This is a genomic window from Enterobacter sp. JS8-1 (genome assembly GCF_049187015.1).
GTDB classification, from domain to species: domain Bacteria; phylum Pseudomonadota; class Gammaproteobacteria; order Enterobacterales; family Enterobacteriaceae; genus Enterobacter; species Enterobacter mori.
In genome coordinates, this window is sequence record NZ_CP185805.1 from 4,345,479 (window position 1) to 4,360,438 (window position 14,960).

Annotated in this window: 13 protein-coding genes; 12 read left to right on the plus strand and 1 reads right to left on the minus strand. The window is 52.1% G+C overall.

All coding sequences use genetic code 11. The features are described 5' to 3' along the window. Positions 1 to 42: 42 nt before the first annotated feature. From ACOQH0_RS20695 to ACOQH0_RS20730, 8 genes are all read left to right on the plus strand, one after another. Complete coding sequence (locus tag ACOQH0_RS20695) at positions 43 to 285, plus strand: YhdT family protein (RefSeq protein WP_006178860.1); 243 nt, start codon at positions 43 to 45, stop codon at positions 283 to 285. After that, positions 275 to 1,726, plus strand: a complete 1,452-nt coding sequence (gene panF / locus ACOQH0_RS20700; RefSeq protein ID WP_421512383.1) for a sodium/pantothenate symporter — start codon at positions 275 to 277, stop codon at positions 1,724 to 1,726. The genes ACOQH0_RS20695 and panF overlap by 11 nt, the downstream gene beginning before the upstream one ends. Before the next feature lie 11 nt (positions 1,727 to 1,737). Next, complete coding sequence (prmA, locus tag ACOQH0_RS20705; protein ID WP_089598437.1) at positions 1,738 to 2,619, plus strand: 50S ribosomal protein L11 methyltransferase; 882 nt, start codon at positions 1,738 to 1,740, stop codon at positions 2,617 to 2,619. Positions 2,620 to 2,756: 137 nt separating this feature from the next. Further along, a complete protein-coding gene (locus ACOQH0_RS20710; protein ID WP_421511123.1) occupies positions 2,757 to 3,497 on the plus strand; it encodes a carbonic anhydrase in 741 nt (246 codons plus the stop codon). Between the two features lie 330 nt (positions 3,498 to 3,827). Then, positions 3,828 to 4,793, plus strand: coding sequence for a tRNA dihydrouridine synthase DusB (dusB, locus tag ACOQH0_RS20715; RefSeq protein WP_010436190.1), 966 nt, complete (start codon positions 3,828 to 3,830; stop codon positions 4,791 to 4,793). Positions 4,794 to 4,816: 23 nt separating this feature from the next. Continuing rightward, positions 4,817 to 5,113, plus strand: a complete 297-nt coding sequence (fis, locus tag ACOQH0_RS20720) for a DNA-binding transcriptional regulator Fis (RefSeq protein ID WP_000462905.1) — start codon at positions 4,817 to 4,819, stop codon at positions 5,111 to 5,113. Positions 5,114 to 5,291: 178 nt separating this feature from the next. Beyond that, a complete protein-coding gene (locus ACOQH0_RS20725) occupies positions 5,292 to 5,456 on the plus strand; it encodes a DUF2556 family protein (RefSeq protein WP_003860373.1) in 165 nt (54 codons plus the stop codon). A 139-nt stretch (positions 5,457 to 5,595) separates the two neighbouring features. Next, on the plus strand, positions 5,596 to 7,677 hold the full coding sequence (locus tag ACOQH0_RS20730) for a putative bifunctional diguanylate cyclase/phosphodiesterase (RefSeq protein WP_421511124.1): 2,082 nt from the start codon (positions 5,596 to 5,598) through the stop codon (positions 7,675 to 7,677). Here ACOQH0_RS20730 and envR read toward each other — a convergent pair. Continuing rightward, positions 7,620 to 8,312 (minus strand): acrEF/envCD operon transcriptional regulator, encoded by a 693-nt coding sequence (gene envR, locus ACOQH0_RS20735; protein ID WP_420986283.1) that lies wholly within the window; start codon positions 8,310 to 8,312, stop codon positions 7,620 to 7,622. The genes ACOQH0_RS20730 and envR overlap by 58 nt on opposite strands. Positions 8,313 to 8,697: 385 nt before the next feature. On the opposite strand from envR, the gene ACOQH0_RS20740 reads away from it, so the two are divergent. From ACOQH0_RS20740 to ACOQH0_RS20755, 4 genes are all read left to right on the plus strand, one after another. After that, positions 8,698 to 9,837 carry an efflux RND transporter periplasmic adaptor subunit gene (locus ACOQH0_RS20740; protein WP_421511125.1) on the plus strand — a complete coding sequence of 380 codons (1,140 nt, stop codon included), beginning with the start codon at positions 8,698 to 8,700 and terminating at the stop codon, positions 9,835 to 9,837. Positions 9,838 to 9,847: 10 nt separating this feature from the next. Next, a complete protein-coding gene (locus ACOQH0_RS20745; protein ID WP_421511126.1) occupies positions 9,848 to 12,961 on the plus strand; it encodes an efflux RND transporter permease subunit in 3,114 nt (1,037 codons plus the stop codon). Positions 12,962 to 13,207: 246 nt separating this feature from the next. Further along, positions 13,208 to 13,429, plus strand: coding sequence for a lipoprotein (locus ACOQH0_RS20750; RefSeq protein WP_006178893.1), 222 nt, complete (start codon positions 13,208 to 13,210; stop codon positions 13,427 to 13,429). 488 nt (positions 13,430 to 13,917) lie between these two features. After that, complete coding sequence (locus tag ACOQH0_RS20755) at positions 13,918 to 14,943, plus strand: amino acid ABC transporter substrate-binding protein (protein ID WP_421511127.1); 1,026 nt, start codon at positions 13,918 to 13,920, stop codon at positions 14,941 to 14,943. The last annotated feature ends 17 nt before the right edge of the window (positions 14,944 to 14,960 follow it).

The following is a 14,960-nucleotide window of genomic DNA, read 5'->3' on the forward strand; positions in this document are numbered from 1 at the left end:
TCATGTACAATCCCCGCTTTCTTCATCCACAAGGGACATAAAATGGACAAGCGTTTTGTTCAGGCCCATAAAGAAGCGCGCTGGGCGCTGTGGCTGACCCTTCTCTATCTCGCCGCCTGGTTAGTAACCGCTTACTTACCTGACTCCGCTATTGGCATCACCGGCCTGCCACACTGGTTTGAAATGGCCTGCCTGCTGGTACCGCTGGTCTTTATCCTGCTGTGCTGGGCAATGGTGAAATTCATTTATCGTGATATTCCGCTGGAGGACGATGATGCAGCTTGAAGTCATTCTGCCGCTTATCGCGTACTTGTTAGTGGTGTTTGGTTTGTCCGTTTACGCCATGCGGAAACGCACGACAGGTAGCTTCCTGAACGAGTATTTCCTCGGTAGCCGCTCGATGGGCGGCGTCGTGCTGGCCATGACGCTGACCGCGACCTACATCAGCGCCAGTTCATTTATCGGTGGACCCGGTGCCGCCTACAAATACGGGTTAGGCTGGGTACTGCTGGCAATGATCCAGCTTCCTGCCGTCTGGCTCTCACTCGGCATACTGGGCAAAAAATTTGCCATTCTGGCGCGCCGTTACAATGCCGTGACGCTCAACGATATGCTGTTTGCTCGCTACCAGAGCCGTTTACTGGTGTGGCTGGCCAGCTTAAGCCTGCTGGTGGCCTTTATTGGCGCGATGACGGTACAGTTTATCGGTGGGGCACGCCTGCTGGAAACGGCGGCCGGGATCCCCTACGAGACAGGTCTGATCATCTTTGGGGTAAGCATTGCGCTGTATACCGCGTTTGGTGGATTCCGCGCCAGCGTGCTGAACGACACGATGCAGGGCATGGTTATGCTTATCGGCACTATCGTCCTGCTGGTCGGCATCGTCCACGCCGCGGGCGGCCTGAGCCATGCGGTTGAAACGCTCGAGGCGATCGATCCAAAACTGGTTTCGCCGCAGGGCGCCGATGACATCCTTTCCCCAACATTTATGACCTCGTTCTGGGTATTAGTGTGCTTTGGGGTTATCGGTCTGCCGCATACGGCTGTGCGCTGTATCTCTTATAAAGACAGCAAAGCCGTGCACCGAGGTATCATTATCGGCACTATCGTTGTCGCGATCCTGATGTTTGGTATGCACCTGGCGGGCGCATTAGGGCGCGCGGTGATCCCCGATCTCACCGTGCCGGATCTGGTGATCCCAACGCTGATGGTCAAAGTGCTTCCGCCGTTCGCTGCCGGGATTTTCCTTGCCGCACCGATGGCCGCCATCATGTCGACAATCAACGCTCAGCTGCTGCAAAGTTCCGCTACGATCATTAAAGATCTTTATCTGAACCTGCGCCCGGAGCAGGTCGAAAATGAGCGACGCCTGAAGCGCATGTCGGCCGTTATTACGCTGGTGTTAGGCGCATTGCTGCTGTTAGCTGCCTGGCGCCCACCCGAGATGATCATCTGGCTGAACCTGCTCGCGTTTGGCGGCCTTGAAGCCGTTTTCCTGTGGCCGCTGGTATTGGGACTCTACTGGGAGCGCGCGAATGCTACAGGCGCGCTGAGCGCCATGATTGTCGGCGGCGTGCTTTACGCCGTGCTCGCAACATTTAAAATTCAGTATCTGGGCTTCCATCCGATTGTGCCTTCGTTACTGCTAAGTTTACTGGCGTTTGTGGTGGGAAACCGTTTCGGTCAGCCCGTTCCACAACCCGCTATGATTTCTACTGATAAATAAAGAGTTTTGCCATGCCGTGGATCCAACTAAAACTGAACACAACCGGCGCTAACGCCGAGGAACTGAGCGATGCGCTGATGGAGGCCGGTTCGGTCTCAATCACCTTCCAGGACACGCATGACACGCCGGTCTTTGAGCCGCTGCCGGGCGAAACCCGCCTGTGGGGTGATACCGACGTTATCGGCCTGTTCGATGCGGAAACCGATATGAAAGAGGTGGTTGCCCTTCTGGAAAACCATCCGCTGCTGGGCGCAGGCTTTGTGCATAAAATCGAACAGCTGGAAGACAAAGACTGGGAACGCGAGTGGATGGATAACTTCCACCCGATGCAGTTCGGCAAGCGTCTATGGATTTGCCCAAGCTGGCGCGACGTACCGGACGCGAATGCGGTCAACGTGATGCTCGATCCGGGTCTGGCGTTTGGAACTGGCACCCATCCAACAACCTCACTCTGTTTGCAGTGGCTGGACGGACTGGATCTGGAAGGCAAGACGGTGATCGACTTCGGCTGCGGTTCCGGGATCCTTGCGATTGCTGCCCTGAAACTGGGCGCGGCAAAAGCCATCGGGATCGATATCGATCCGCAGGCGATTCAGGCCAGCCGCGATAATGCCGAGCGTAACGGCGTTTCCGACCGTCTGGAGCTGTATCTGCCTGATGCTCAACCTGAGGCCATGAAAGCCGACGTGGTAGTGGCAAACATCCTGGCTGGCCCATTACGTGAACTGGCACCGTTAATCAGCGTGCTGCCCGTTGAGGGCGGTCTGCTGGGGCTTTCTGGTATTCTGGCAAGCCAGGCTGACAGCGTCTGTGAAGCCTATGCCGATCTCTTCGCGCTCGACCCGGTGGTTGAGAAAGAAGAGTGGTGCCGCATTACCGGTCGTAAAAAATAAGCCTTTGGCGTGGTCCTCTGACCACGCCTCTTTTCCTCTGATATTTCTCCCGCCTTTCACCTGTCTCCGCTAAAATAACCACACAAATCATACGTTTTATTTTTGATTTGAATAATAAAATTCACAGGAAGAATGTAATGAAACACGTTTATGGCAAGGCAGCACTGCTGGCGCTGAGCATGGTCTCGGCTTCCGCTATTGCATCACACTGGAGTTATCAAGGTGAAGGCGCACCGGAGCACTGGGGCGAGCTGGACGAGGCGTACAAGACCTGTAAAAGCGGGATGAACCAGTCTCCCATTAACATCGATTCCACCGAGAAAGCACACCTATCCCCCCTGGATACACACTATATTGACGGCCCCGTTACGCTGACAAACAACGGACATACTATTCAGGCCGCTGAAAAGGCGGACACCCGCGACAGCATTACCCTCGATAACCAAACCTGGACCTTACAGCAGTTCCACTTCCACGCGCCGAGTGAAAACACAGTGCACGGTAAGGCGTTCGCAATGGAAATGCATCTGGTGCATAAGAACGAGAAGGGTGAACTGGTGGTGGTTGCCGTGATGTTTAATCAAGATGCCGCTAACGCTGAGCTGGATAAACTCTGGGGCGTGATGCCAGGCCAGGTTGACCAGAATGTCAGCATCAAGCCAAACCTCGACATGAACCAGCTGCTGCCAAAAGATAAGACGTACTGGCGCTTTAGCGGGTCACTCACCACCCCACCGTGCTCCGAGGGCGTCACCTGGATTGTGCTCAAGCATCCGCTGACCGTCTCAGCAGAACAGTTGGGTAAATTCACCCACACGATGCATCATGATAATAACCGTCCGGTACAGTCACTTCATGGCCGCGTCGTCGTTGAATAATGTGCATTTTTCGCGCTGAGATGATGTTCTAAAATGCGACGCAGATCGCAAAGAAGCGGGATAATCTGCTGTTAAAAACAGCAGATTATCCCGCTGATGTGATTCATTTATTCAGAAATGATGAGAAGTTACGGGAAATTGTAAGCGCCCATAAAATAACCATTAATGCATAACACAATGATTTAAATGGTGAATAATTTTCACCGAATAGTCTTAGCGGCGATTCCTTGATCTACAGCAGTGGATTGTTCAAAGTTTGGCCTTTCATCTCGTGCAAAAAATGCGTAATATACGCCGCCTTGCAGTCACAGTATGGTCATTTCTTAACTCATGCGCATCGGACACCACCAGCTCAGAAATCGCCTGATCGCAGCGCCAATGGCAGGTATTACCGACCGGCCGTTCAGGACGTTGTGCTACGAGATGGGAGCAGGATTAACCGTTTCCGAGATGATGTCGTCTAACCCACAAGTGTGGGAAAGCGATAAGTCACGTTTGCGGATGGTGCATGTGGATGAGCCAGGTATTCGCACCGTGCAAATTGCCGGAAGCGTGCCTGAAGAGATGGCAGACGCCGCGCGTATCAACGTGGAAAGTGGTGCCCAAATTATTGATATCAATATGGGTTGCCCGGCCAAGAAAGTGAATCGCAAGCTTGCAGGTTCAGCCCTTCTGCAATACCCCGACCAGGTGAAGTCAATCCTGACGGCGGTTGTCAGCGCAGTGGACGTTCCTGTTACGTTAAAGATTCGCACGGGTTGGTCGCCGGAACACCGTAACTGTGTAGAGATTGCCCAACTGGCCGAAGACTGTGGCATTCAGGCCCTGACCATTCATGGACGCACTCGCGCCTGTTTGTTCAACGGTGAAGCTGAATACGACAGCATTCGGGCAGTTAAGCAGAAAGTTTCCATTCCGATTATCGCGAATGGTGACATTACTGACCCGCTTAAAGCCAGAGCTGTGCTCGACTATACGGGAGCTGATGCTCTGATGATAGGACGTGCCGCTCAGGGAAGACCCTGGATCTTTCGGGAAATCCAGCATTATCTGGACACTGGGGAGCTGCTTGCTCCGCTGCCACTGGCAGAGGTCAAGCGCTTGCTTTGTTCGCATGTTCGGGAATTGCATGACCACTACGGTCAGGCAAAAGGGTACCGAATTGCGCGTAAACACGTCTCCTGGTATCTCCAGGAGCACGCTCCAAATGACCAGTTTCGGCGCACATTCAACGCCATAGAGGATGCCAGCGTACAGCTGGAGGCGTTGGAGGCATACTTCGAAAATCTTGCGTAATGAAATAAAGAGCTGACAGAACTATGTTCGAACAACGCGTAAATTCTGACGTACTGACCGTATCTACCGTTAACTCCCAGGACCAGGTAACTCAAAAGCCCCTGCGTGACTCGGTTAAACAGGCACTGAAGAACTATTTTGCTCAACTGAACGGTCAGGATGTTAATGACCTGTATGAGCTGGTACTGGCTGAAGTTGAACAGCCACTGTTGGACATGGTGATGCAATACACCCGCGGTAACCAAACCCGCGCTGCGCTGATGATGGGTATCAACCGTGGTACTCTGCGTAAGAAATTGAAAAAATACGGCATGAACTGATACTAATCAGTTAAATGCTTGTTTAAAAAGGCGCTCTTCGGCATGGGGAAGCGCCTTTTTTATTGCCCATAATGACAACCGTCAACGCTTTGTAAACCTTCACTTCTCCCGCTTTTAAAGCGCGACTTTTCGTGTATATTTCCAGCACCTTACTGGTTCTTTCCTGCGGAATGGCACAATGATTCGTAAATACTGGTGGCTGGTTGTTTTTGCTGTCTCTGTTTTCATTTTCGATGCGCTGCTGATGCAGTGGATTGAACTGATGAGCACCGAAACCGATAAGTGCCGCAATATGAATTCCGTGAATCCTCTAAAACTGGTCAATTGCTCTGAGCTCGACTAGCCTGCGAACATCGCCAAAAACACGATAATCACACAGTAAAAACGGGGATTTAAATCCCTTTGAGTCATTACCTTACGGTGATAATGTCTCGCCCTTCACAACCGCTCTTGCGTAACCTCACACTCGAGTAGAACCATCCATGCTGGTCAGCCAATACAATCATATCCTGGTAGTCCTCTCCTTTGTTGTTGCCATCCTTGCTGCGTATACCGCGCTGAACATGGCTGCACGCGTTGCCGGGAGCCAGGGCGTCGCTGCCCGCGTCTGGCTGGCTGGTGGCGGTATTGCAATGGGTATTGGCGTGTGGGCCATGCATTTTATCGGCATGCTGGCGATGGACCTCTCCATGAGCATGAGCTACAACGCCACCCTGACGGTGTTATCCATGATTATCGCCGTGTGTTCGTCGCTATTTGCGCTATGCCTCGTGAGCTGCGAGCAATTACGTTTGCGCCGACTGTTGCCCGGCGCGCTGGTGATGGGAAGCGGTATTGTTGCCATGCATTACACCGGCATGGCGGCGCTGGAAGTGATGCCCGGGATTATCTGGGACAAGGTCTGGGTGGCCATTTCGGTCGCGATTGCGCTTGCCGCTTCACTCGCGGCATTATGGCTGACCTTCCGCCTGCGTCACGAAGCCGCGCAGGTCGTGCTGATGCGCATGGGGGCCGCCATCACGATGGGAATTGCGATTGCCGGGATGCACTATGCAGGCATGAAAGCGGCGCAGTTTCCGATGTCCACAATGGTTCACCATGAAGGTATCAACGGGAGTTGGCTGGCGGTGCTGGTCAGCGTCGTCGCACTCTCTATTCTTGGGATCACCCTGCTGGTGTCGATGCTGGATGCCCGCCTCCAGGCACGTACCGCCCTTCTGGCCTCGTCGCTTGCAGAAGCGAACCGGGAACTCGCGCAACTGGCGCTGCACGATACCCTGACGCGTTTGCCCAACCGTATCCTGCTGGAAGACAGACTCGATCAGGCTATCAGTAAAGCAGATCGCGAGGGTACGCACTTTGCGCTGATGTTCATGGATCTCGACGGGTTTAAAACCATCAATGACGCCTACGGGCATGATCTCGGCGATAAACTCCTGATCGCCGTGACGGAGCGTTTATTGCTACCACTGAAGGGCCAGTTCACTCTCGCCCGTATCGGTGGCGATGAATTTGTTCTGCTGGCGGAGAGTGAAGGTCCGGATGATGCGGCCTCGCTGGCCAATTCGCTGGTTCGCGCTATAGATAACCCGTTTAACCTTGAACCTTATGAACTGGTTGTGACCCTCAGCATTGGGATCGCGCTTTACCCGCATGACGGAAAAACCGATCGCGAGCTGATGTTCAATGCCGATGCGGCGATGTACCACACAAAACATATGGGCCGGAACGGGTATCATTTTTTCCAGCCCTCCATGAATACGCTGGCGCAGACCCATCTGCAGTTGATGAACGATCTGTGGCTGGCCATCGATCGCGATGAACTTCGTTTGCTCTATCAGCCTAAATTCCATGCACCTGCAGGCCCCCTCCTCGGTTTTGAAGCACTACTACGCTGGCAGCATCCGAAGCAGGGATTATTGACGCCCGAACTCTTCCTGCCGCTGGCAGAAAAAACGGGTCTGATTATTCCCATCGGTAACTGGGTTATCAATGAAGCCTGTCGCCAGTTGCGCGAGTGGCACCTACAGGGGCACCGTAACTGGTCGATGGCGGTGAACCTGTCGACGCTGCAGTTTGAACAACCTTCACTGGTAAAAACGGTGCTCGACTGCCTGACCCGTCACGACGTCCCTCCGGAAATGCTGATCCTCGAAGTGACCGAAACCACAGCGATGAGTAACCCTGACGAAAGCGTGCGGGTACTGACAGAACTGACCAATGCCGGGGTGAAAGCCTCCATTGATGACTTCGGAACCGGGTATTCAAGCCTGCTATACCTTAAGCGCCTACCCGCCAGTGAACTGAAAATTGATCGTGCTTTTGTGCAGGAATTGAGTGGGGAAAGTGAAGATGCCACCATTGTCTCAGCCATCGTGGCGCTGGCAAAAACGCTCAATCTAAAAGTGGTGGCGGAGGGTGTGGAAACCGAAGCACAGCAAACGTTTCTGACAGAGCTGGGCTGTCACACGCTCCAGGGTTATCTGTTAGGTAAGCCGGTCAGTGCTCAAACTATTGAGGCACTTTGTGAACATGGGGAGATGTTGCCCGGCGCGGAAGTATAAACGTCATCCTGCGGCGACACGCGTATCACAGGGAGTGTCCCCAGGATGTTGTCGACCAGAGCGGGGGCCTGCTGATAAAGATTAAAACTGTCGCTATTCATTAACCAGTTTTTAATTATCCCGCTAAAAAAGCCATGGAGAACGATCAGCGTCAAATCAACATTAACCTGCGGTGAAATCACTTTCCGTGAAATGCAATTCTCCAGCGTCGCGCGCAGATAATCATTGTTAAAACCAATACGATTACGAATTTCACATTCTGAAATCATATCATTTTTAAATTCACATTTATGATACAGAATTTGTAAAAGCGCACACTGCCGTGGTTCACGCGCGATATATTGCAACGCTGTGATAAATTGCTCACGGAGCATTAACAACGGGTCATCATTTTCGGTGAGAGAAAGCCTGTCACGAATAATTTCACGCAGGGGGATCTGCTGCTCCCAAATGGCATTAAATATTTCGGCTTTACTGGAAAAATGCCAGTATACTGCGCCGCGCGTAACCCTTGCGGCATCAGCGATGTCCGTAAGCGTCGTGTTGGCTACGCCACGGGTAGCAAACTCAGCGATTGCCGCCTCGATCAGCAATTGCCGGGTTTTCTGGGCATCTTCTTTCTTTTTACGCGCCATAGACAGTTACTCGTTATTCACACGTTGAAGACTTAATTTTGGAGTCAGGTAACAAAGTATTCCCTAAAAACGGTTTTAATTTTGCACAAAAAAAGTCAACCCTCTTAATTTATAATTAAGGTGAATGAATGAAAGTAATTAAATTCACCCTAGATATGAATGAGACCATTAAATACCATTTACTTGATTATTCATGAGTAAGTATATCGTCTAATGGACCCGGTCTGATTCTGATTTTTGTCTTTCCCCCTCTTCATTCGCACTTATAAATTAAAAAACATTAAATACCCTCATTATTATATGCAGCTACATTTTTGTATTTGTACCCTGCCCCTGTCACCGATTTATGGCAGATATCGGTTAATGGGTAGTTAAAGGAACAGTAATGACGAATCATTTCAGACTCTTACCCTTAGCCGGTTTTATTGTCTGCGCCGCACTGCTCACCGGATGCGATGGGCAGGAAAACCAGCAACAACATCCACAAGCCCCTCAGGTGAGTGTACACATTGTGGAAAGCGCGCCACTGGCAGTCACAACGGAACTTCCTGGCAGGACAGATGCGTATCGCGTTGCGGAGGTTCGTCCTCAGGTTAGCGGCATCATTCTGCGCCGTAACTTCACAGAAGGCAGTGATGTGAAGGCAGGCGACTCCCTTTATCAAATCGATCCTGCCACGTATCAGGCGGCCTATGACAGTGCGAAAGGCGAACTGGCGAAAGCGCAGGCGGCAGCGAATATTGCGCATCTGACGGTGAAACGCTATGTCCCGCTGGTCGGCACCCAGTATGTCAGCAAGCAGGAATACGATCAGGCAGTGGCGACGGCGCAACAGGCCGATGCCAGCGTCGTTGCCGCGAAGGCCGGTGTTGAAAGCGCGCGCATTAATCTTGCCTATACCAAAGTGACATCACCCATCAACGGACGTATCGGCAAATCCAGCGTCACCGAAGGGGCTCTCGTCACTAACGGGCAGGCTACCGCCCTGGCAACGGTACAGCAGCTTGATCCCATCTACGTCGATGTGACTCAGTCCAGCAATGATTTTATGCGCCTGAAACAGACCAGCCTGGAAAAAGGGGACGCTACCAGCACCGTTGAGCTGTTGATGGAAAACGGTCAGCCATACCCGCAGAAGGGTACGCTGCAGTTCTCGGATGTGACGGTCGACGAAAGCACCGGTTCGATTACCCTGCGCGCGATCTTCCCGAATCCTCAGCATCAACTCTTACCCGGTATGTTTGTCCGCGCGCGCATTGATGAAGGCACACAGCCGGATGCCATTTTGGTTCCGCAGCAGGGCGTGACCCGTACACCGCGCGGTGACGCAACGGTGATGGTGGTTAACGATAAAAACCAGGTTGAATCGCGTACCGTCGTTGCACCTCAGGCGATTGGCGACCGCTGGCTGGTGACGGAAGGGCTGAAAAATGGCGACCGCGTGATTGTCAGCGGCCTGCAAAAAGTCCGTCCTGGCGTCACCGTCGTGGCGATACCTGACACCGCTGCCACGCCAGCCAGTTAAGGACAACGACATGGCTAATTTCTTTATTCAAAGGCCGGTTTTCGCCTGGGTACTCGCTATTATTTTGATGATTGCGGGCGGGCTGGCTATTCTGAAACTGCCCGTTGCGCAGTATCCGACCATCGCCCCTCCTGCTGTTGCCATCACAGCAACCTACCCTGGCGCTGACGCCCAGACGGTGCAGGATACCGTTACGCAGGTTATCGAGCAGAACATGAACGGCATCGATAATCTGATGTATATGTCGTCCACCAGCGATTCTGCGGGTAACGTCACCATCACTCTGACCTTTGAGTCGGGTACAGACCCGGACATCGCGCAGGTTCAGGTTCAAAACAAACTTCAGCTCGCCATGCCGCTGCTGCCACAAGAAGTACAGCAGCAAGGGATTGGCGTTGAAAAATCCAGCAGTAGCTTCCTGCTGGTTGCGGGCTTTGTGTCGGACAATAAAAACCTGACTCAGGATGATATCTCTGACTACGTCGCTTCGAATGTGAAAGATGCGATTAGTCGCACAACGGGTGTTGGTGATGTGCAGCTGTTCGGTGCGCAATATGCGATGCGTATCTGGCTTGACAGCAATGCGATGAATAAATACCAGCTGACGCCTCTGGATATTATCAATCAACTGAAAACGCAGAATGACCAGATTGCGGCCGGTCAGCTAGGTGCAACGCCATCTGTTCCGGGCCAGCAATTGAACGCCTCTATCATCGCGCAAACCCGCCTAAAATCGCCGGAAGAGTTTGGCCGCGTGACGCTGAAGGTAAACCAGGACGGCTCCATGGTGCACCTGAAGGATGTGGCTCGCATTGAGCTGGGCGGCGAAAACTACAACATGGTCACCAGGATCAACGGGCAGGCGGCTACGGGTCTCGGGATCAAGCTGGCAACCGGGGCAAACGCGCTGGATACGGCGGCAGCAATTAAGAGTAAGCTGGCACAGCTGCAGCAATTCTTTCCGCAGGGAATGAAGGTTGTCTATCCCTATGACACCACGCCGTTCGTGAAAATCTCCATTCACGAAGTGGTGAAAACCCTGTTCGAGGCGATTGTTCTCGTCTTCCTCGTCATGTATTTGTTCCTGCAAAACCTGCGGGCAACGCTCATTCCTACGATTGCGGTTCCGGTCGTTCTGTTGGGGACCTTCGCGGTTCTGGCGGCATTCGGTTTCTCCATCAATACCCTGACGATGTTCGGGATGGTGCTGGCGATAGGTCTGTTGGTCGATGATGCGATTGTGGTTGTTGAGAACGTCGAACGCGTCATGGTTGAGGACAAGCTGCCGCCAAAAGAGGCAACGCAGAAGTCGATGGAGCAGATCCAGGGCGCGCTGGTCGGTATCGCCATGGTGCTTTCGGCAGTATTCATCCCAATGGCCTTTTTTGGCGGCTCGACGGGGGCCATCTATCGCCAGTTCTCGCTCACCATTGTCTCCGCGATGACGCTGTCCGTACTGGTTGCACTGATCCTCACCCCTGCCCTTTGCGCCACATTGCTCAAGCCCGCGTCCAGTGAACATCACGAGAAGAAAGGTGGCTTCTTTGGCTGGTTCAATACCCTCTTTGATAAGAGTGTGGAACACTACAGTAACAGCGTGAGCGGTATTATTCGCAAGACCGGACGCTACCTGGTGGTGTACGTACTCATCGTCGGCGGCATGGCGGTACTGTTCCTGCGCTTGCCGACCTCCTTTCTGCCTGAAGAGGATCAGGGGGTGTTTATGACGATGGTTCAGCTTCCTGCCGGAGCAACCCAGACACGTACGCAGCAAGTTCTCGATCAGGTTCAGGACTACTACCTGACCAAAGAGAAAGCGAATGTTGAGTCCGTCTTTACCGTTAATGGTTTTAGCTTTAGCGGCCAGGGGCAAAACTCCGGTATCGCCTTCGTCAGCCTGAAACCCTGGGAAGAACGCCCGGGTGAGAAGAATAGCGTTGAAGCCATTGTGGGTCGCGCGACGAAAGCGTTCAGCCAGATAAAAGATGGCCTCGTATTTCCCTTTAACCTGCCTGCAATTATCGAGTTAGGTACTGCAACGGGATTCGATTTCGAACTGATCGATCAGGCCAACCTGGGACATTCGCAGTTAACTCAGGCGCGTAACAAACTGCTCGGCATGGTAAAGGAGCACCCCGACCTGCTGGTTCGAGTGCGTCCTAACGGTCTGGAAGATACCCCTCAATTCAAACTGGATGTCGATCAGGAGAAAGCACAGGCCCTGGGCATCAGCCTCTCTGATGTCAACCAGACGATCTCGACGGCATTAGGGGGCACTTACGTAAATGACTTTATCGATCATGGCCGCGTGAAAAAAGTGTACGTTCAGGCCGATGCCCGCTTCCGCATGTTGCCGGGAGACATCAGCAACCTTTACGTGCGTAGCGCAAATGGCGAAATGGTACCGTTCTCAGCCTTTAGCAACGCCCACTGGGTGTATGGTTCTCCTCGCCTTGAACGCTACAACGGCATGCCATCAATGGAGATCCTCGGTGAATCCGCACCGGGAAAAAGTACCGGTGAAGCAATGGTCATGATGGAAAGCCTCGCCTCAAAACTGCCTTCTGGCATCGGCTACGACTGGACAGGTATGTCATATCAGGAACGACTTTCAGGCAACCAGGCACCAGCGTTGTATGCTATCTCACTGATAGTGGTGTTCTTATGCCTGGCTGCGCTGTATGAGAGTTGGTCTATTCCATTCTCCGTCATGCTGGTTGTGCCATTGGGGGTGATTGGCGCGCTTCTCGCAGCATCATTGCGAGGACTGAACAATGACGTCTATTTCCAGGTCGGCCTTCTGACAACAATTGGGTTATCGGCCAAAAATGCCATCCTGATTGTAGAGTTTGCCAAAGACCTGATGGAGAAGGAGGGCAAAGGGATAATTGAAGCGACGCTGGAAGCCTCCCGGATGCGCCTTCGTCCTATCCTGATGACTTCTCTGGCCTTTATTTTGGGTGTCATGCCGTTGGTAATGAGCAGCGGTGCCGGGAGCGGCGCGCAAAACGCTGTCGGGACGGGTGTAATGGGAGGCATGCTATCTGCAACGCTTTTGGCTATCTTCTTCGTACCCGTATTCTTTGTAGTTGTCCGTCGGCGATTCACAAACCATAAACAATAACCATTACTAAAAGGCACCTCTGGTGCCTTTTTATTTAAGGTAAACAACAGTTTTAAATTTTTACAGCTTCATATTTTCTCCATTAATTCTTTTTGTCGCTCAACTTTCTCCATGATTTTTACAATTCACATAATTTGAGATTATTCCCCCTGCAACGCGAACTTCTACCGGTGGTAAAATAGCCACTAATTCGTTAATTGCCGTTTTGGCTTTATGGCGAATATGAGAAAACACTGAGGTAACATCATGAAAAGATTCATTTCCGTTGCACTTCTCGCTGCGCTGCTTGCTGGTTGCGCGCACGATTCTCCATGTGTACCGGTATACGACGATCAAGGCCGACTGGTTCATACCAACACCTGCATGAAAGGCACCACCCAGGATAACTGGGAAACAGCCGGTGCTATCGCTGGCGGTGCTGCCGCAATAGCGGGTCTGACGCTGGGTATCGTGGCTCTGACCAAATAACCACTGGGGCATGACTCATTCCTGAAAGCGCGGCTCTGTCCGCGCTTTTGCTTTTAAATAGTGCACTAATTTCATATAAGTAAAAAAAGAGCCCTCTTTTATTCACGCCTGGTATTTTTTATAAGATTTACGTCACATCTTTATTGCTTATCCTGACGAATTACCCATTCCATCGTGATGATATTCACATATTAAATCCATTTAATACCCTGCCAATATTCACGACTGAAACTACCTCTGGCTTTAACCTTATCCTTCAACCAACTTTTGCTCTAATTTGTGGCGCAGGTTGGAATTTCGCACCGTTTCGGGGCATTCGATTTATTTAAGCCTGTCTACACTCAGCATTATGCGTTCACTTGTCTTTATTTAATCGAGCGCAAAACCTGGCATTACGTTTGCTTTATAAACGTTGGCCAAAGCCACAGACAGGTAAAAGCGTTTTAAAACGCCTCTATAACGATAAATTTCGCCACACAGGATCCATTATGAAAAAGACGATGATAGCCAGCCTGGCCGCCGCGAGCGTGTTGTTTGCTGTAGCCGGACAGGCGCAGGCGGGCACGACGCTGGATGCCGTTAAAAAGAAAGGTTTTGTACAATGTGGTATCAGTGACGGTTTGCCAGGCTTTTCCTATGCCGACGCGAACGGCAAGTTTACCGGTATTGACGTTGATGTCTGCCGTGGCGTTGCCGCAGCGGTTTTCGGTGATGACAGCAAAGTAAAATATACCCCACTGACGGCGAAAGAACGTTTCACTGCGCTACAGTCTGGCGAAGTTGATATGCTCTCCCGCAATACGACCTGGACCTCCTCGCGCGACGCGGGAATGGGCATGTCATTTACCGGCGTCACCTATTACGACGGCATCGGCTTCCTTACTCACAATAAAGCCGGTCTGAAAAGCGCTAAAGAGCTGGATGGTGCGACCGTGTGCATCCAGGCGGGTACTGACACAGAGCTTAACGTCGCGGACTACTTCAAATCCAATAAAATGAAGTACACCCCAGTCACCTTTGATCGCTCCGATGAGTCGTCTAAGGCGCTGGAGTCAGGCCGTTGCGATACCCTGGCGTCTGACCAGTCACAGCTCTACGCATTACGCATCAAATTGAGCAACCCTGCCGAGTGGATTGTCCTGCCTGAAGTGATCTCCAAAGAGCCTCTTGGCCCCGTCGTTCGCCGCGGCGATGAGGACTGGTTCTCCATCGTTCGCTGGACATTGTTTGCCATGCTGAACGCCGAAGAGATGGGCATCAGCTCGAAAAACGTCGACGAGAAAACCGCTAATCCGTCCACGCCGGATATGGCACATCTTCTGGGCAAAGAGGGTGATTTCGGCAAGGATCTGAAGCTGGATAACAAGTGGGCTTATAACATCATTAAACAGGTCGGTAACTATGCCGAGATCTTTGAGCGCAACGTGGGTTCGGAAAGCCCGCTGAAGATCAAACGCGGCCAGAACAATCTCTGGAATAACGGCGGTATTCAGTACGCACCGCCTGTACGTTAAGTCTTTGCTGTAACGGG